The following is an 18005-nucleotide window of genomic DNA, read 5'->3' as shown; positions in this document are numbered from 1 at the left end:
GTTTCGTGGGAAGATTCGCACTCCACGATATATCGAGCAACGCACACGCGGACAACTTTCATTTCGCCCTGCCGATATGGTGGCGCCACCGCTCCAGTTCAAGGCCTGGGTGAAAGTTACTGCCATCCGCGAGGGGTGGAGAGCGATCTGCTAACATCGCCATCAACTTGCTCTCTGGTTCTCCCATGGCCTTCCGCCCTCTTCCAGCCCAGGCAATGAACAAGCTACTGCGCGAAGCCAAGCCGCTGCAGTCGCTGTTCGTCCAGGCGCAGCGCCTGTCCCGGCTGCAGGAGCTGCTCGACTCGCAGTTGCAGCCCGCCGCGCGGCCCTATTGCCGCATCGCCTCATGGCGGGAAGGCAGCCTGCTGCTGGTCGTCACCGACGGTCACTGGGCCGCCCGGCTGCGCTACCAGCAGAATCGCCTGATGCGGCAACTTGCCACCTTCGAGGAGTTTCGTGGGCTCGCGCGCATCCTGTTCAAGGTGCAACCGCAAACCCAGGCGCCCACTCGAGTGAACACCAACGAACTGACCGCGTCGGCCTCCGCCACCTTGCAGGAAGCCGCCGACGGTATCAGCAACCCGCAATTGAAGGCCGCACTCGAGCGCCTCGCCAGCCGTAGCCGCAAGCCGAAGGAATAAGAATCCGGGCATAAAAAAAGGCCACCCGAAGGTGGCCTTTGAATGTATTGCTGAAGGAGGAGGTTCCTTATACGGCCGCAGCGGGTCGCATATAGGAGATCGGCGCGGTCTTGGCGTCCTCGAAGGTCACCACTTCCCAAGCGTCCTTGTCTGCGATGAGGGTCCGCAGCAGACGGTTGTTCAGGGCGTGACCGGACTTGTAGCCGATGAACTCGCCGATGAGGCTATTACCCAACAGGTACAGGTCACCAATGGCGTCCAGGATCTTGTGCTTGACGAACTCGTCCTCGTAACGAAGACCGTCTTCGTTGAGCACTCGATACTCGTCGACCACGATGGCGTTCTCCACACTGCCACCGAGCGCCAGGTTCTGCGAACGCAGCATCTCGATGTCGCGCATGAACCCGAAGGTACGGGCGCGGCTGACTTCCTTGACGAAGGAAGTGCTGGAGAAATCCACCACGGCTTTCTGGGTGCGACCACGGAAGACCGGGTGATCGAAATCGATCTCGAAGCTCACCTTGAAGCCGTCGAACGGAACGAAGGTGGCGCGCTTGTCGCCCTCTTCCACCGTCACTTCGCGCTTGATGCGGATGAACTTCTTGGCCGCTTCCTGCTCTTGCAGGCCAGCGGACTGGATCAGGAATACGAATGGACCTGCGCTGCCGTCCATGATCGGTACTTCCGACGCGGACAGCTCGACATAGGCGTTGTCGATACCCAGGCCGGCCATGGCCGAAAGCAGATGCTCCACGGTATCCACCTTGACGTCACCCTTGATCAGGGTGGTCGACATGGTGGTTTCGCCGACATTCGAAGCACGGGCGGGAATTTCCACCACGGGGTCGAGGTCGGCTCGGCAGAACACGATGCCAGTGTCGACTGGAGCCGGCTTCAGGGTGAGGTAAACCTTCTCCCCCGAGTGCAGGCCGACGCCGGTCGCCCGGATGATGTTCTTCAAGGTGCGTTGTCTGATCATGGCTTTGGCCGCTTTCGCGCAAGTTGCGAACTGTTGTCAACAATGGGCGGCGATGATAGCAGAACCGCCCTTTGCTGAACACCAATCACATTGATACTCCTGATAAATCGACTCAATCGGCTTGACGGCGCAGGAAGGCCGGGATGTCCAGGTAGTCCAGATCGTCCTGCGGATTCAGCTTGGCCGCGGTGGCAGCGCCGCCGTGGCTCTGGTTACGCATGACGGTCGGACGGTCCAGGTCGCGGTAGTTCACCGACTGCTGTTCGCGCTGAACCGGAGCCTGGGTGCTGACGGCCTGGGTCTGCACGGTGTTGTCGACGACCTTGACCGGTTTTTCCAGGCGAGCGCCCAGACCCGTGGCAACGACGGTGACGTGCAGCTCGTCGCGCATGTCCGGATCGATCACGGTGCCCACCTTGACGGTGGCGTGCTCGGAAGCGAACTGCTCGATGATGTTACCCACGTCGGAGTACTCGCCCAGGGACAGGTCGGGACCGGCGGTGATGTTCACCAGGATGCCGCGCGCGCCCTGCAGGTTGACGTCTTCCAGCAGCGGGTTGCGGATAGCCGCTTCGGTCGCCTCGCGAGCGCGATTCGGACCGCTGGCGCAGCCGGTGCCCATCATGGCCATGCCCATCTCGCTCATGACGGTCTTCACGTCGGCGAAGTCGACGTTGATCATGCCCGGACGCTTGATGATGTCGGAGATGCCACGAACGGCACCGGCCAGCACATCGTCAGCCTTGGCGAAAGCAGCCAGCAGGCTGGCGTCCTTGCCGAGGATGGTCAGCAGCTTCTCGTTGGGGATGGTGATCAGCGAGTCGACGCTTTCGGACAGCGAGCGGATGCCTTCATCGGCGATCTGCATGCGCTTGCGGCCTTCGAACGGGAACGGACGGGTCACCACCGCAACGGTGAGGATGCCCATCTCCTTGGCCACTTCGGCGATGATCGGCGCAGCACCGGTACCGGTACCGCCACCCATGCCAGTGGTGATGAAGACCATGTCGGCGCCTTCCAGCACCTCGGCGATACGCTCGCGGTCTTCCAGGGCAGCCTGACGGCCGACCTCGGGGTTGGCGCCAGCACCCAGGCCCTTGGTCACGCCTGGGCCGAGCTGCAGCACGGTGCGCGCAGCGATGTTCTTCAGCGCTTGCGCATCGGTGTTGGCGCAGATGAATTCGACGCCATCAACGTTGTTCTTGGCCATGTGATTCACGGCGTTGCCGCCGCCACCACCTACGCCAATGACTTTGATGACTGCTGTTTGTGGGACGTTATCGACCAGTTCAAACATTTCCCCTCTCCTTCCTTTTCTAGTTGTGTCGCCTACGTTTACCGCGGTGGTAAATCAGAAATTGCCCTGGACCCAGCGTTTGAGCTTTTCCAGTACCGGTGTCTTGGGTTCGTCACTGCTGAAGCTGCTGCCGGACATGGAGATGCCGTCGGACTGCTTTTGCAGCCCATACAGAAGTAGCCCTACACCAGTGGAATAGATTGGATTGCGCACGACGTCGGCCAGTCCCTTGACGCTGTGTGGTACGCCCAGGCGCACCGGCATGTGAAAGATCTCCTCGGCCAGCTCGACAGCGCCTTCCATCTTGGAGGTGCCACCGGTCAGGACGATGCCGGCAGGAATCAGGTCCTCATAGCCACTGCGGCGAAGCTCTGCCTGCACCAGTGTGAAGAGCTCGTCGTAACGAGGCTCGACCACTTCGGCAAGCGCTTGGCGCGACAGTTCCCGCGGCGGCCGATCCCCTACGCTGGGCACCTTGATGGTTTCGCCCGGACCGGCCAGTTTGGCCAAGGCACAAGCATATCGAATCTTGATCTCTTCGGCATATTGTGTCGGGGTCCGCAACGCCATGGCGATGTCATTGGTGACCTGGTCGCCAGCGATCGGGATCACCGCCGTATGACGGATCGCACCTTCGGTGAAGATCGCGATGTCGGTGGTACCGCCACCGATGTCCACCAGGCACACGCCCAGTTCCTTTTCATCCTCGGTGAGCACCGAATAGGCCGAGGCCAGTTGCTCGAGGATGATGTCGTCCACTTCCAGGCCGCAGCGGCGCACGCACTTCTCGATGTTCTGCGCGGCGTTCACCGCGCAGGTCACCACGTGCACCTTGGCTTCCAGGCGTACGCCGGACATACCCAGCGGCTCGCGCACGCCTTCCTGGTTGTCGATCACGTAGTCCTGGGCCAGGGTGTGCAGCACACGCTGGTCGGCCGGGATGGCCACGGCCTGGGCCGCGTCCAGCACGCGCTCGATGTCGGCGCCGCTGACTTCGCGGTCGCGAATCGCCACGATGCCGTGGGAATTCAGGCTGCGGATATGGTTGCCGGCGATGCCGACGAAGGCCGAGTGGATACGGCAGCCAGCCATCTGCTGGGCCTCGTCGATGGCGCGCTGGATCGACTGCACGGTGGACTCGATGTTCACCACCACGCCTTTCTTCAGGCCGCGCGACGGATGCGTCCCGATGCCGACGATTTCCAGCTTGCCATCGGCCGCTACCTCGCCCACCAGCGCCACCACCTTGGAGGTGCCGATGTCGAGGCCGACGACCATTTTGCCGCTCTGCACGCTTGCCATGTTTATCGAAGTCTCCTCAACTCACTGCACGGCGGCGGTCTGAGCCACCGTCGTTTCCGGCACCGGATCGCGCCACGCCACGGCCAGGCCGTTGGGGTAACGCATGTCGATGCGGGCAATTTTCGTAATCTGTTCTTTCAGCGCCTTGTCGTAGATGGTCACGAACCGGCGAATCTGTTCTACCGCGTGATCGCGGCCCAGCATGATTTCCACGCCTTGCGCGGTGCCCAGGGTCCAGGCGCCGCGCGAACTCATGTCCAGGCTAGCGATGGTGAAGCCCAGCGGGCGGAGCATCTGGCTGAGAATCTGGTACTGCTGCATCACTTGCTGCTGAGCACGCTGCGGGCCGGACAGGCGCGGCAGGTGCTCGTAGTTGGCCACTTCCCGCGGAGCGAATGCCTGACCCTGGTTGTTCAGCAGCGCTTCGTCACCCCAGCGGGCGATTGGCAACTGCTCGTCCAGGCGGATCACCACCTGGTCAGGCCAGACACGACGTACCTCGGCGTGGGCGATCCAGGGCATCTGCTCCAGCTCCTGGCGCATCCCGGCCAGGTCGATGGTGAAGAAGCTGGCCGACACGTAGGGACTGATCCGCTGCTGCACCGCCGCCTGGCTGATGTAGCTGAGGTCGCCTTCCACGCTGACCTTGGCGATCGGCCGGTCCGCATAGGGCAGCACGTATTGCGCGCCGTAATACGCACCACCGCCAAGAACGCCCAGCACCAGAGGCCACAGCAGCACCTTCAGGAAGCCGAAGCTGGGCTTGGGCATGCGGGCGCTGAGCGGCTCCTTGGCCACCAGACGGCTGGCGCCGCGCGGCACCGGCTTGCGTGCGGGTGCACGGCCGATTCCGGGTTGCTGGTGACGAAGCTGCGCGCCGTTCATTGCTTACCCCCTTGCCTCGACGCTGTCGGCGAGGATCGCCAGCACCAGTTGCTGGAAATCCAGGCCGGCCGCGCGCGCGGCCATGGGCACCAGGCTGTGATCGGTCATGCCCGGTGCGGTGTTCACTTCCAGCAGCCAGAAGCGGCCTTCGGTGTCCTGCATTACATCGGCCCGACCCCAGCCCTGGATGCCGAGGGCATCGCAGGCGCGCGCGGTCAGGTCCTTGAGTTCCTGTTCCTTGTCGGCATCCAGGCCGCAGGGAATCTGGTACTGGGTATCGTTGGCCAGGTACTTCGCGTCGTAGTCATAGAAGGTGTGCGGGGTACCCAGACGGATGGGCGGCAGCACCTGGCCACGCAGGACAGCGATGGTGAATTCGGGGCCGCTGATCCACTGTTCGACGAGCACCTGCGGGTCGTACTTCGCGGCAGCAGCCCAGGCGGCGATCAGCTCTTGCTCGCTGTTCACCTTGGCCATGCCAATGCTCGAACCTTCGCTGGCCGGCTTGACGATCAGCGGGAAACCGAGCTTCGCGGCGGCGGCACGGCAATCGTCCTCGCTGGCGAGCACGGCGTGGTCGGGCGTCGGCAGGCCCAGGCTCAGCCACACGCGCTTGGTGCGCAGCTTGTCCATGGCCAGCGCAGAGGCCAGAACGCCGCTGCCGGTGTAGGGAATACCGGCGATTTCCAGCAAACCCTGCATGGTGCCGTCTTCACCGCCACGACCGTGGAGGATGATGAAGGCGCGGTCGATCTTCTCGCGGGTCAGACGCTCCAGAAGATCGTCGCCCACGTCGATACCGAAGGCGTCCACACCCGCGCCCTGCAGAGCCTGCAGGACCATGGCGCCGGACTTCAGCGACACCTCGCGCTCGGCGCTCTTGCCGCCATACAGCACGGCGACGCGACCGAAGGCGCGGGGCTCGAGGGCGGATTTAAGGGCGTCACTCATTGCTTCTTCCCCTCAGCGCCAGCAGCGGCGGCGCCGAACATCGGATTCTTGATCAGTGCCGGAGCCAGCCCGCCGATATCGCCGGCGCCCTGGCAGAGCAGGATGTCGCCCGGACGCAGTAGCGGTTTGAGCAGCGAGGCGAGATCACCGCCGCGCTCCAGATAGATAGGGTCGAGCTGGCCGCGCTGGCGGATGCTGTGGCACAGGTGACGGCTGTCGGCGCCGGGGATCGGCTCTTCGCCGGCCGGGTAGACCTCCATCAGCATCAGCACATTGGCTTCGCCCAGCACCTGCACGAAGTCGTCGTACAGATCGCGGGTACGGCTGAAGCGGTGCGGCTGGTAGACCATCACCAGGCGACGCTCCGGCCAGCCACCACGCACGGCCCTGATCACCGCCGCGACTTCGCGCGGGTGGTGGCCGTAGTCGTCGACCAGCATCACGCTGCCGCCTTCCACCTGCAGGTCGCCATAGACCTGGAAGCGCCGGCCAACGCCCTGGAAGCCGGACAGGCCCTGGACGATGGCTTCGTCGGAGATGCCTTCGTCGGTGGCGATGACGATGGTCGCCAGGGAGTTCAGCACGTTGTGCAGGCCGGGCATGTTCACCGAGACGTCCAGCGGCTCGCGCTCGGGGCGCAGCACGGTGAAGTAGGTGCGCATGCCTTCCTGGCGGATGTTGATGGCGCGGACGTCAGCGTCCTCGCTCAGGCCGTAGGTCACGGTCGGACGCGCCACCTGCGGCAGGATCTCGCGCACCACCGGGTCGTCCACGCAAACCACGGCCAGACCGTAGAACGGCAGGTTGTGCAGGAAGTCGACGAAGGTGCGCTTCAGCTTGTTGAAGTCGCCGCCGTAGGTGCTCATGTGGTCGGCGTCGATGTTGGTGACCACCGAGACCATCGGCTGCAGGTGCAGGAAGCTGGCGTCGCTCTCGTCGGCCTCGGCCACCAGGTAGCGGCTGGTGCCCAGCTGCGCGTTGGTGCCGGCAGCGTTCAGGCGGCCGCCGATGACGAAGGTCGGGTCCAGGCCGCCGGCGGCGAATACCGAGGCGATCAGGCTGGTTGTGGTGGTCTTGCCGTGGGTACCGGCAACGGCGATGCCATGGCGGTAGCGCATCAGCTCGGCGAGCATCTCGGCGCGCGGCACGACCGGCACGCGGCGATCCAGCGCGGCAGCGACTTCCGGGTTCGACTTGTTCACCGCGCTGGATACCACCAGCACGTCGGCGCCGTCGGAGTTTTCCGCTCGGTGGCCGATGAAGATCTCTGCACCGAACTTCTCCAGGCGCTCGGTAACCGGCGAAGCCTTGAGGTCGGAGCCGGACACTTCATAGCCGAGGTTCAGCAGCACTTCCGCGATACCGCACATGCCCACGCCACCGATGCCGACGAAGTGGATGCGACGGATGCGCCGCATGGTGCGGGTGACGCCAGTGGGTTCTTTAACCACGGGCCACCTCCAGGCAGGCATCGACTACCGTGCGGGTAGCCTCGGGCTTGGCCAGGCTGCGTGCGCGAGCGGCCATGCGGGTCAGGGAATCGGGATGCATCAATACCTCGGACAGCTGCGCGGCCAGATCGGCGGCGCTGGTAGATTTCTGTGGCAGCAGGTGGGCCGCGCCCTCCCGCACCAGGAATTCGGCGTTCTTGGTCTGGTGGTCGTCGATCGCGTGGGGCAACGGCACCAGGAAAGACGGCAGGCCGGCGGCGGTCAGCTCACTCACGGTCAGCGCGCCGGCGCGGCAGATCACCAGATCGGCCCAGGCGTAGGCGGCGGCCATGTCGGCGATGAACGGAGCTACGTCCGCTTCGACCCCGGCGGCGCGGTAACGCTCCGCAGTAATTTCGTCATGCTGACGACCGGCCTGATGGCGAATGGCCGGGCGAATTTCGACCGGAACCTGCGCCAGCGCTTCGGGCAGCAGCTTGTTCAGCGGCTCGGCGCCCAGGCTGCCGCCCAGCACCAGCAGATTGACCCGACGGCCGGCCAGCGGCGCGCGGGCGCCCTCTTCCAGGAACAACTCGACGCGCACCGGATTGCCGGTGGTCAGGCGCTTGGCGCTGCCCTCGAAGGTATCCGGGAAGGCTTCGCAGACACGCTTGGCCAGCGGCGCAAGGCTGCGGTTGGCGGTGCCGGCGACGGCGTTCTGTTCATGGATCACCAGCGGCACGCCGGACAGCTTGGCAGCCAGGCCACCTGGGCCGGTGACATAGCCGCCCAGGCCCAGCACGCAGACCGGCTTGAGCTGGCGAACCACGCCAATGGCCTGGAACAGCGACTTGAGCAGGTCGAACGGCGCGCGCAGCAGCGACTTGATGCCCTTGCCGCGCAGGCCGCTGACATTGATCAGGTGCAGCGGCAGGCCGGCCTTGGGTACCAGGTCGTTCTCGATACCGCGCGGGGTGCCCAGCCAATGCACGCTGTAACCGCGCGCCTGGAACTCACGGGCGCAGGCCAGGGCCGGGAACACATGTCCGCCGGTACCGCCCGCCATGATCAGGACATTACCTTTCATCGGCAAAGTCCTCTTCGCTGAATTCATATTCCTCGCTGCCCATCACGGTGCGGCGCTCCCATTCGATGCGCAGCAGCATCCCCAGGCAGGCACAGCAGATCACCAGCGACGAACCGCCGTAGCTGAGGAACGGCAGGGTCAGGCCCTTGGTCGGCAACAGGCCGACGTTCACGCCCACGTTGATCAGGAACTGGCCGATCCACAGGAAGGCCAGCCCGTAGGCGACGTAGGCGGAGAAGTACTGTTTCGACTGCTCGGCCCAGATGCCGATGTACAGCGCGCGCAGGCTGACGAAGACGAACAGGGCCACGGTAGCCATGGCGCCGACGATGCCCAGCTCCTCCGCGAGGACCGCGAACACGAAGTCGGTGTGCGCCTCGGGCAGGTAGAACTGCTTCTGGATGCTGTTGCCCAGGCCCATGCCGGTCCAGCCTCCACGGCCGAAGGCAATCAGTGCCTGGCTGAGCTGGTAACCGGCGCCGAACTGGTCGGCCCAGGGGTCGGTGAAGTTGGTCAGGCGCGCCATCCGATAGGGCTGGGTCTGGATCAGCAGCACTACGGCGCCGACAGCCAGAGCGACCATCAGACCGAAGCGGAACAGGCCCACGCCGCCGAGGAACAGCATCGCGGCGGCCGCGCCCATCATTACCACGGTGGCGCCGAAGTCGGGCTCGCGCAGCAGCAGGCCAGCCATTGGCAAGAGCACCACGAAAGGCTTGAAGAAGCCCAGCCAGCTCTCGCGCACTTCTTCCTGGCGGCGTACCAGGTAGCCGGCCATGAAGACCACCACGAAGACCTTGGCGATCTCCGAAGGCTGGATGTTGAACAGGCCGAAGCCGATCCAGCGCATGGAGCCGTTCACCTCGCGGCCAATGCCGGGGGTGATCACCATCACCAGCAGCACGAAGGCCACGGCCAGCAGCTTCCAGCCCAGGCGCTGCCAGGTTTCCATCGGCACCATCATGGTCACGCCGCAGGCGACGAAGCCGATGGCGAGGTAGATCAGGTGGCGGACCGAGAAGTACAGCGGGTTGCCGGACTGCGCCGCGGCGACCTCGGAGGACGCCGAGGTGACCATCACCAATCCCAGGCCTAGCAGCGCCAGGCAACCGGCCAGCAACGGGAAATCAATATCGATGCCGTTGCGGCTGATCAGCGGGGACGGATAAGGACGCAGGAAGGAGAACATCAGGCGAGCTCCTCCGCGGCCTTGGCGAACAGGCGTCCGCGTTCTTCGTAGTTCTTGAACATGTCCAGGCTCGCGCAGGCCGGCGACAGCAGTACCGCATCCCCCGGCAGGGCGAGGTCGGCGGCATGCTCGACGGCTTCTTCGAGGGTGTTCACACGCACTTTGGGCACGGCGTTGCCGATAGCGGCGCTCACCAGTTCGGCATCACGCCCCAGCAGCACCACGGCGCGGCAATGCTGCGCAACCGGGCCACGCAGGTCATGGAAATCGGCACCTTTGCCGTCGCCACCGGCGATCAGCACCAGCTTGCCGTCGATGTCGGCGCCCAGGCCTTCGATGGCAGCCAGGGCGGCGCCGACGTTGGTGGCCTTGGAGTCGTCATAGAAATTCACGCCGTTGCGCTCGCGTACCCACTGGCAGCGATGGGCGAGGCCGGCGAATTCGCGCAGGGTCTGCAGCATCGGCTCGAACGGCAGCCCGACGGCGTGGCCCAAGGCCAGTGCGGCCAGCGCGTTGGACTGGTTGTGCGCACCACGAATCTTCAGCTCGCGGGCTGGCATCAGCTTGTCGAACTGGAAGGCCAGCCACTTCTCGCCGTCCTCCTCGATCAGGCCGAAAGCCTTGAAGTCCGGCTTGTTGATGCCGAAAGTCCAGCACGGCACGTTGTCGGCGATCAGCGGGCGGCTCAGCGCATCGGCGCGGTTCACTACGACCTGCCTGGCGCCGCGGAAGATGCGGTGCTTGGCCAGGTGGTAGTCGGCCATGCCGTCGTAGCGATCCATGTGGTCTTCGCTGACGTTAAGGCAGGTGGCGACTTCAGCGTTCAGCCGCTCGCAGGTTTCCAGCTGGAAGCTGGACAGCTCCACGACGTACAGCTCGACGTCATCGGCCAACAGGTCCAGCGCTGGGGTGCCGAGGTTGCCGCCCACGGCGACGCGCTTGCCGGCAGCCTTGGCCATGTCGCCCACCAGGGTGGTGACGGTGCTCTTGGCGTTGGAGCCGGTGATGGCGACGATCGGCGCCTTGGCGTTGCGGGCGAACAGGTCCACATCGCCGGACAGGCGCACACCACGAGCAGCGGCTTCGATCAACGCGGGCACGCGCAGCGACAAGCCGGGGCTCACGTAGAGCTCCTGGGCGCGGCAGAGGAAATCGGCATCGAGGTCGCCGCAGCGCACCTCGACCTGCGGATACTGCTCGCGCAGGGTTGCCAGCTCCGGCGGATTCGCGCGCGTATCGGCCACGGCAAACGGCACGCCCTGACGCGCCAGGTAGCGCACCAGGGACATGCCGCTCTTGCCGAGGCCGACAACGATGCGGAATTGGTCGGAAGCGATCAGGCTCATGCTCGATCAGTCCTCAACGCAGTTTCAACGTGGCAAGGCCGATCAACACGAGAATCACCGTGATGATCCAGAAGCGCACGATCACGCGCGGTTCAGGCCAGCCTTTGAGTTCGAAGTGGTGGTGGATCGGCGCCATGCGGAACACCCGCTTGCCGGTCAGCTTGAAGGAGGCGACCTGGATCACCACCGACAGGGTTTCCATGACGAACACGCCACCCATGATGAACAGCACGATCTCCTGGCGAACGATCACCGCGATGGTGCCCAGCGCGGCGCCCAGCGCCAGTGCGCCGACGTCACCCATGAAGACCTGCGCCGGGTAGGTGTTGAACCAGAGGAAGCCCAGCCCCGCGCCAACGATGGCGGAACAGAAGATGATCAGCTCGCCCGCCCCCGGAACGCTGGGGATCAGCAGGTATTCGGCGAATTTGATGTTGCCCGACAGGTAGCAGAAGATCCCCAGCGCGCCGCCAACCATCACGGTGGGCATGATGGCGAGGCCGTCGAGGCCGTCGGTCAGGTTCACCGCGTTGCTTGAGCCAACGATCACGAAGTAGGTCAGCACCACGAAGAAGATGCCCAGCGGGATCTCGACGCTCTTCAGCATCGGCACGATCAGGGTGGTCTCGACCGGCGTCTCGGCAGTCATATAAAGGAAGATCGCCGCACCCAGGCCGAATACCGACTGCCAGAAATACTTCCAGCGGCTCGGCAGACCGCGAGAGTTCTTCTCGATCACCTTGCGATAGTCGTCGACCCAGCCGACGGCGCCGAACAGCAGGGTCACGGCCAGTACGACCCAGACGTAGCGGTTCGACCAGTCCGCCCAAAGCAGCGTGCTGATGGCGATGGCGGTGAGAATCAGCGCGCCGCCCATGGTCGGCGTGCCTTTCTTGGACAGGTGCGATTGCGGACCGTCGTTGCGTACGGCCTGGCCGATCTGGCGGATCTGCAGGGTGCGGATCATCCACGGGCCCAGCCACAGCGACAGGGCGAGCGCGGTCAGCACGCTCAGGATGCCGCGCAGGGTCAGGTACTGGAAAACGCCGAAGCCCTTGTAGAACTGTTGCAGGTACTCGGCGAGCAGCAGCAGCATTTAGTGACTCTCCTCGGAGGAACCACAGAGCGCCGCGACGACCTTGTCCATCGCCGCGCTGCGGGAACCCTTGATCAGAATGGTGGTTGTCGGTGCTTCATCGGCCAGGGCCTGGATCAGGCTGGCCTGATCGGCGAAGTGCCGGCCCGCGGAACCGAACGCCTGCACGGCATGGCTCATCAGCGGTCCGACGGCATAGAGAGCGGCAACCTTGCCTACGGCATAGGTGCCCACTTCGCGATGGGATGACTCCGCCCAGGCGCCGAGCTCGCCCATGTCCCCGAGGACCAGGACGGTCCGGCCGGAAAAGCCGGCGAGTATATCAATCGCTGCACAGATTGAAGCCGGGTTGGCGTTGTAGCTGTCGTCGATGACGCGCATGCCGTTCGTCGCCAGCTGCGCTACCGCGCGCCCCTTGACCGGCTGCAGGTTCTGCAGGCCGGAGACGATACCGACCAGCGGCACGCCGAGGGCGTGGGCCGCGGCGGCGGCGGCCAGCGCGTTGGTGACGTTGTGCTCGCCCAGCAGGTTCAGCTGGATGCGCGCCTCACCGGCGGGGCCCTGCAGGGCGAACCCTGGGCAACCGCGGGCATCGCGCTGCACATCGCTGGCACGGAAGTCCGCCCGCGCATCGCGCAGGCCGAAGCTGGAGACACGGCGACCGGCGGCACGGGCCTGCCAGGTGTCGAAGGCCTTGTCATCGCGATTGAGGATGGCCACGCCGTCGGCGGCCAGCCCTTCGAGGATCTCGCCCTTGGCCAGGACGATCTTGTCCTGGCCACCGAACTCACCCACGTGGGCGGTGCCGGCGTTGGTGATGATGGCGACTTGCGGGCGGGTCAGCGCGACGGTGTAGGCAATCTCGCCGACACGGTTGGCGCCCAGTTCGATGACCGCGCTCCGGTGCTCCGGCGATAGTTGCAGCAGGGTCAGCGGCGCACCGAGGTCGTTGTTCAGGTTGCCGCGGGTCGCCAGGACTTCGCCCTGGGTCCGCAGGATGCTGGCGAGCATTTCCTTCACGGTGGTCTTGCCACTCGAACCGGTGACGGCGGCGACGCGACCGGGGAAGGCAGCGCGATTCAGCGCACCCAGCTGGCCCAGCGCGATACGAGTGTCCGTGACGACGAGTTGCGACAGCGGCGCGCCGGCAACCTCTCGCTCGACCAGAGCGGCGACAGCGCCCTTGGCGGCGACATCGGCCAGATAGTCGTGACCGTCGAAGCGCGGACCGGTCAGGGCGATGAACAGCTGGCCCGGCTCGATGGCGCGGCTGTCGGTGCTCACGGCATCGAAAGTGACATCGGCGCCGACCACGCGGCCGTCCAGTGCACCGGCGATCTCGTTGAGCGACAGGGGCTTAAGCACGTTTCACCTCCCAGGCAGCCAGCGCCTTGGCGGCTTGATCAAGATCGGAGAACGGATGGCGTACACCGTCGATCTCCTGGTAATCCTCATGTCCCTTGCCGGCGAGCAGCACGACGTCGTCGACGCCGGCGGCGGCAATCAGGCGAGCGATGGCGTCGCCACGGCCCGGGACGAACTCAACAGCGTCAGGCTTGGCGAAACCGGCGCGGATGTCGGCGATGATCGCCTCGCTCTTCTCGGTGCGCGGGTTGTCGTCCGTCACCAGCACGCGATCGGCGTGCTGTTCGGCGATCTGCGCCATGATCGGACGCTTGCCGCGGTCACGGTCACCGCCGCAGCCGAACAGGCAGAGCAGTTGGCCATGCACATGCGGACGCAGAGCCAGCAGGACTTTTTCCAGCGCATCCGGGGTGTGGGCGTAATCCACGACCACCAGCGGCTTTTCACCGCCGCCCAGACGCTGCATGCGGCCAATGGGGCCTTCCAGCTGCGGCAGCACCTTGAGGACGTCGCCCAGCGGGTAGTCCAGACCCAGCAGCGCACCGACCACGGCCAGCAGGTTGCTCAGGTTGAATTTGCCCAGCAGCGAGCTGCGCAGCAGGCCCTCGCCTTGCGGGGTGACGATCTGAGCCTGCACACCAGCGTCGCTGAACGTCGCTTCGCGGCAGTAGATGTAGGCTGCCGGGTCGATCAGGCTGTAACCCAGCAGACGTGACTCATGGGATTCGGCGGCCAGTTGGCGGCCAAAATCGTCGTCCAGGTTGATCACCCGGCAACGTAGGCCCTGCCAGGCGAACAGCTTGGCCTTGGCGGCACCATAGGCTTCCATCGAGCCGTGGTAATCCAGGTGGTCGCGGGACAGGTTGGTGAATACCGCAACGTCGAACCCTAGCGCGGCAACGCGGCCCTGTTCCAGGCCATGGGAGGACACTTCCATGGCCACGGCCTTGGCGCCGGCCTGCTTCAGGCGCGCCAGGGTCGCCTGTACAGCGAGCGGATCGGGCGTGGTGTGGCGGCCGCTTTCCAGCGCGCCATAGAAACCGGTGCCGAGGGTGCCGACGATGCCACAGCGCTCGCCGAGCAGATCGAGGGCCTGGGCTACCAACTGGCTGACGCTGGTCTTGCCGTTGGTACCGGTCACGCCCACCAGATCGACGCCACGGCTCGGCTCGCCATAGAAGCGACCGGCAATGGCGGAAAGCTGCCTGGCCAGTCCCTTGATGGCGATCATCGGCACGTCGCTGGGCGGCAGGTTGGCAGCACCTTCGGCTTCGTAGGCGATGGCGGCGGCGCCCAGTTTGAGCGCTGCAGCGATGTGCGTGCGTCCATCCTGGCTACCGCCCGGCACAGCAAGGAACAGGTCGCCCGGCTTGACGGTACGGCTGTCCAGGGTCAGCTCGCGAATCAGTTCGCCGCTTTCTGCCTGGGGCAGCAGCTGGTTCAGGCTCATCGGCATCAGCCACGCCCTCCTTTGGCAGCGGGCGCAGCTTCGGCTTGTTGCTGCGGAGTCGCCGCCGGCAGGTTGTCCGGCGGCACGTTCATCAGGCGCAGCGTGCCGGACATCACCTTGCTGAACACCGGCGCGGAAACCAGGCCACCGAAGTAGCCGGCCTTGCTGGGTTCGTCGATGACGACCACGGCGACGTAGCGCGGATTGTTCATCGGCGCGAAGCCGGCGAACAGGGAGCGGTAGGAGTTCTCGGCGTAGCCTTTGGCGCCCGTGGCGGTTTTGCGCGCGGTACCGGACTTGCCGGCCACGTGGTAGCCCGGCACCTGGGCACGGAACACGCCGTTGGGTGCCTCGATCACTTGTTGCAGCATGCCCTGCATGGTCTTGGCGACCGGCTCGGGAATGACCTGGGTGGCATCCGGCTGACGATCGGCCCGCACCATGGTCAGCGGCACGCTGCGGCCGTTGTTGGCCAGTGCCGCATAGGCGTGGGCCAGTTGGATGGCGGTCACCGACAGGCCGTAGCCGTAGGACAGCGTCGCGGTCTCTGCCTTGCGCCATTCCCGGTAGTTCGGCAGATTGCCGACGCGCTCGCCAGGGAAGCCCAGGCCGGTGTCCTGGCCGAGGCCGACCTTCTGCATCAGGCTGTAAATGGCTTCGCCGCCGATATCGAAGGCGACCTTGCTCATGCCCACGTTACTGGAGCGGATCAGGATCCCGGTCAGGTCCAGCACAGGACCTTCGGTACGGGATACGTCACGAATGGTGTAGCGGCCGATCTGCAGGGTGCCGGGATAGACCTCAACCTTGTCGGTGGGCTTCCAGCGGCCGGTTTCCAGCGCCGCACTCATGGAGAACGGCTTCATCGTCGAACCGGGCTCGAACACGTCGATCATCGCGCGGTTGCGCATCATCGCCGGCTGCAGGTTGCGACGGTTGTTCGGGTTGTAGGTGGGCTGGTTGGCCATGGCCAACACTTCGCCGCTCTTCACGTCGAGAATCACCAGGCTGCCGGCCTTGGCGCCGTTCTCCACCAGCGCGTTACGCAGCTCGCGGTTGGCGAGGTACTGCAGACGCAGATCGATGGACAGGGCGAGAGTCTTGCCGGCCTTGGCGTTGCGGGTGACCTGTACGTCGCGGATCAGGTGGCCACGGCGATCCTTGAGCACCTGGCGCTTGCCCGGCACACCGGCCAGCCAGCTATCGAAGGCGAGTTCCACGCCTTCGCGGCCACGGTCATCCACATCGGTGAAACCCACGACCTGGGCGGCAACTTCGCCGGACGGGTAGAAACGACGGAATTCCTCGACCGAATAGACGCCCGGGATGCGGTGAGTCTTCACCTGCCCCATCACGGCCTCGCCCTGCTCCGGGGTCAGGCCACGGACCAGATAGATGAATTCCTTGTCGGCGTTTGCCTCCAGGCGCTCGGACAGGGCTGCCTTCGGCTGGCCGAGAGCGTCGGCGAGGAAGCCCCACTTCTCGCGCTCGAGCACCAGTTCCTTGGGGTTCGCCCAGAGGGTAGCGACCGGCGTACTGACGGCCAGCGGCTCACCGTTGCGATCGGTGATCAGGCCGCGGTGCGCCGGGATCGAGATATGGCGCACGCTGCGCGCATCGCCCTGCCCCTTGAGGAAGTCGTGGTCGATGACATGCAGGTCGACGATTCGCCAGGCGATAGCCGCCACCATCGCCAGCAGCAGGGCGATGACGACGCGGAAGCGCCAGGGATAACGAGCGCCGGCCAGATCTCTCATGGTGCCACCATGATGATTTCGGTCGGATCGGGGACGCGCATTTTCAGCTGATCGGTCGCCAGCCCCTCGATGCGGCTGTGGGCCGTCCAGGTGCTCTGTTCGAGGATCAACCGGCCGTACTCGGCCTGCGCCTTGTCGCGAACGTTGAGCTCGGAGTACAGCGAGTTGAGCAACTGGCGATTCCAGTACGCGCTGTAGGAAACGGAGATGGCCGACAGCAGCACGCCAATGAACAGCAGCAGCATGAAGAAGCTGCCGGTAGGCAGGCGCTTGGAGAAGAGGCGGCTCATCTGACCTTCTCCGCGATGCGCATGACCGCGCTGCGCGAGCGCGGGTTGGCCTTGAGCTCGGCTTCGGAGGCGTAGACCGGCTTGCCGATCAGCTTCAGGCGCGGCTCGAACGGCTTGACCTGGATCGGCAGGTTGCGCGGCAGGTTGTCTGCCTCGCCCTTCACCTGCTTGCGCATGAACTGTTTGACGATGCGATCTTCCAGCGAGTGGAAGCTGATCACCACCAGACGACCGCCCACGGCCAGGCCTTCCATCGCAGCTTCGAGGCCGCGCTCCAGATCGCCCAGCTCGTTGTTGATGAAAATGCGCAGGCCCTGGAAGGCGCGAGTGGCCGGGTTCTTGCCCTTCTCCCAGGCCGGGTTGGCCTCGGTGATCACGGCAGCCAGATCGGCGGTGCGCTCGAAAGGCTTCTCGGCACGGCGCTGCACAATGGCGCGGGCCATGCGCTTGGCGAAACGCTCTTCGCCGTAATCCTTGAACACGCGAGCGATCTCGTCCTCGGCGGCCGTGGCGATCCACTGCGCGGCGCTGACGCCCTGGTCCGGGTTCATCCGCATGTCCAGCGGACCGTCATTGAGGAAGCTGAAGCCGCGCTCCGGATCATCCAGTTGCGGCGAGGACACGCCCAGGTCCAGCAGAACGCCATTCACGCTGCCCTGCAGGCCGCGCGCGGAGAACTCTTCGCCCATCTCGGCGAAGGACCTTTGCACAATGACGAAGCGGCCGTCTTCGGCCGCCAGTGTTTTTCCCGTCGCGATTGCCTGGGGATCCTTGTCGAACCCGAGCAGTTGACCGCCCGGGCCGAGCTTCCCGAGCAAGGCCCGGCTGTGCCCTCCCCTGCCGAAGGTTCCGTCCACATAGCGGCCGCCCTCCAGGGGGGCCAGCGCTTCGACGGCCTCCTCGAGTAGAACGGTGATGTGTTGGAAGGTACTGGTCACAG

16 protein-coding genes are annotated in these 18005 nt (G+C 65.1%); 1 reads left to right on the top strand and 15 read right to left on the bottom strand.

Annotated elements, in window-relative coordinates; genetic code table 11:
- Positions 1-185: 185 nt before the first annotated feature.
- On the top strand, positions 186-641 hold the full coding sequence (locus tag JVX91_RS11115; RefSeq protein WP_205339265.1) for a DciA family protein: 456 nt from the start codon (positions 186-188) through the stop codon (positions 639-641).
- Positions 642-708: 67 nt separating this feature from the next.
- On the opposite strand, the gene lpxC is transcribed toward JVX91_RS11115, so the two are convergent.
- The 15 genes from lpxC to rsmH all read right to left on the bottom strand — a co-directional run bounded on the left by lpxC (position 709) and on the right by rsmH (position 18003).
- On the bottom strand, positions 709-1620 hold the full coding sequence (gene lpxC / locus JVX91_RS11110) for a UDP-3-O-acyl-N-acetylglucosamine deacetylase (RefSeq protein WP_015475884.1): 912 nt from the start codon (positions 1618-1620) through the stop codon (positions 709-711).
- Between the two features lie 112 nt (positions 1621-1732).
- A complete protein-coding gene (gene ftsZ / locus JVX91_RS11105) occupies positions 1733-2917 on the bottom strand; it encodes a cell division protein FtsZ (protein ID WP_205339264.1) in 1185 nt (394 codons plus the stop codon).
- A gap of 54 nt (positions 2918-2971) precedes the next feature.
- On the bottom strand, positions 2972-4219 hold the full coding sequence (ftsA, locus tag JVX91_RS11100) for a cell division protein FtsA (protein WP_045209630.1): 1248 nt from the start codon (positions 4217-4219) through the stop codon (positions 2972-2974).
- 21 nt (positions 4220-4240) lie between these two features.
- The gene (locus tag JVX91_RS11095) at positions 4241-5104 is read right to left on the bottom strand and encodes a cell division protein FtsQ/DivIB (RefSeq protein ID WP_205339263.1); all 864 of its coding nucleotides are present in this window, start codon (positions 5102-5104) and stop codon (positions 4241-4243) included.
- Positions 5105-5107: 3 nt separating this feature from the next.
- A complete protein-coding gene (locus JVX91_RS11090) occupies positions 5108-6055 on the bottom strand; it encodes a D-alanine--D-alanine ligase (protein WP_205339262.1) in 948 nt (315 codons plus the stop codon).
- Positions 6052-7506, bottom strand: coding sequence for a UDP-N-acetylmuramate--L-alanine ligase (gene murC / locus JVX91_RS11085; RefSeq protein ID WP_205339261.1), 1455 nt, complete (start codon positions 7504-7506; stop codon positions 6052-6054). The genes JVX91_RS11090 and murC overlap by 4 nt, the downstream gene beginning before the upstream one ends.
- Complete coding sequence (gene murG, locus JVX91_RS11080) at positions 7499-8572, bottom strand: undecaprenyldiphospho-muramoylpentapeptide beta-N-acetylglucosaminyltransferase (protein ID WP_205339260.1); 1074 nt, start codon at positions 8570-8572, stop codon at positions 7499-7501. Before murG ends, murC begins: the two co-directional genes overlap by 8 nt.
- Complete coding sequence (ftsW, locus tag JVX91_RS11075; RefSeq protein ID WP_205339259.1) at positions 8562-9761, bottom strand: putative lipid II flippase FtsW; 1200 nt, start codon at positions 9759-9761, stop codon at positions 8562-8564. Before ftsW ends, murG begins: the two co-directional genes overlap by 11 nt.
- Entirely contained in the window at positions 9761-11107 is a 1347-nt protein-coding gene (gene murD, locus JVX91_RS11070) for a UDP-N-acetylmuramoyl-L-alanine--D-glutamate ligase (protein ID WP_205339258.1), read from the bottom strand. The genes ftsW and murD overlap by 1 nt, the downstream gene beginning before the upstream one ends.
- Positions 11108-11120: 13 nt before the next feature.
- Entirely contained in the window at positions 11121-12203 is a 1083-nt protein-coding gene (gene mraY, locus JVX91_RS11065; RefSeq protein WP_205339257.1) for a phospho-N-acetylmuramoyl-pentapeptide-transferase, read from the bottom strand.
- Positions 12204-13568 (bottom strand): UDP-N-acetylmuramoyl-tripeptide--D-alanyl-D-alanine ligase, encoded by a 1365-nt coding sequence (gene murF / locus JVX91_RS11060; RefSeq protein WP_205339256.1) that lies wholly within the window; start codon positions 13566-13568, stop codon positions 12204-12206.
- Positions 13561-15024, bottom strand: a complete 1464-nt coding sequence (locus tag JVX91_RS11055) for a UDP-N-acetylmuramoyl-L-alanyl-D-glutamate--2,6-diaminopimelate ligase (protein ID WP_205339255.1) — start codon at positions 15022-15024, stop codon at positions 13561-13563. The genes murF and JVX91_RS11055 overlap by 8 nt, the downstream gene beginning before the upstream one ends.
- Positions 15024-16775 (bottom strand): penicillin-binding protein 2, encoded by a 1752-nt coding sequence (locus JVX91_RS11050; RefSeq protein ID WP_205339254.1) that lies wholly within the window; start codon positions 16773-16775, stop codon positions 15024-15026. The genes JVX91_RS11055 and JVX91_RS11050 overlap by 1 nt, the downstream gene beginning before the upstream one ends.
- Positions 16772-17065 carry a cell division protein FtsL gene (gene ftsL / locus JVX91_RS11045; RefSeq protein WP_205339253.1) on the bottom strand — a complete coding sequence of 98 codons (294 nt, stop codon included), beginning with the start codon at positions 17063-17065 and terminating at the stop codon, positions 16772-16774. Before ftsL ends, JVX91_RS11050 begins: the two co-directional genes overlap by 4 nt.
- Positions 17062-18003, bottom strand: a complete 942-nt coding sequence (rsmH, locus tag JVX91_RS11040) for a 16S rRNA (cytosine(1402)-N(4))-methyltransferase RsmH (RefSeq protein WP_205339252.1) — start codon at positions 18001-18003, stop codon at positions 17062-17064. The genes ftsL and rsmH overlap by 4 nt, the downstream gene beginning before the upstream one ends.
- Between the last annotated feature and the right edge of the window lie 2 nt (positions 18004-18005).

The organism is Pseudomonas sp. PDNC002, from assembly GCF_016919445.1.
Taxonomy (GTDB): Bacteria; Pseudomonadota; Gammaproteobacteria; order Pseudomonadales; family Pseudomonadaceae; genus Pseudomonas.
Note: the sequence above shows the minus strand (reverse complement) of the source record. Positions and strands in the feature narration are given on the sequence as shown.